The following is a 595-nucleotide window of genomic DNA, read 5'->3' as shown; positions in this document are numbered from 1 at the left end:
GGTCTCGGCCCAGGCGGGCTGGGACGACGTCCTGCGCGACGTGACGGACGCCGCTCTGGCGCGTGGCAAGGACGGCATCGAGGCGTCGTACGCGAAGTTCGTCTCCAAGGGCAAGCTCACGGCCGAGGACGCCGAGCAGGCGCTGGCCCGCATCACCACCACCACCGACCTGGACGCCGCCGCCGACGCGGACATCGTGGTCGAGGCCGTCTTCGAGAAGATCGAGGTCAAGCGCGAGATCTTCGCGACCCTCGACGGCCTGGTGAAGGACGAGACGATCCTCGCCTCCAACACCTCCGCCATCCCGATCACCAAGATCGCCGCGGCGACCTCGCGCCCGGAGCGGGTCGTGGGCACCCACTTCTTCTCGCCGGTCCCGCTGATGGCGCTGTGCGAACTCGTCCGCGGCTACAAGACCAGCGACGAAACCCTCGCCGCGGCCCGCGAGTTCGCCGAGGGCATCGGCAAGACCTGCGTGGTCGTCAACCGCGACGTGGCCGGCTTCGTCACCACCCGCCTCATCTCGGCGCTCGTCGTCGAGGCGGCCAAGCTGTACGAGTCCGGCGTGGCCAGCGCCGAGGACATCGACATCGCC

General features: G+C 69.7%; 1 protein-coding gene. It reads left to right on the top strand.

Going from position 1 to position 595, the window contains the following annotated elements; all coding sequences use genetic code 11:
• Positions 1–595: 3-hydroxyacyl-CoA dehydrogenase family protein (locus KUM32_RS36145; protein ID WP_217146134.1), on the top strand; the 595-nt coding region annotated here is incomplete at both ends.

The sequence above is a fragment of the Streptomyces sp. AC627_RSS907 genome (genome assembly GCF_019049165.1).
This window is presented reverse-complemented; position numbering and strand designations above follow the sequence as displayed.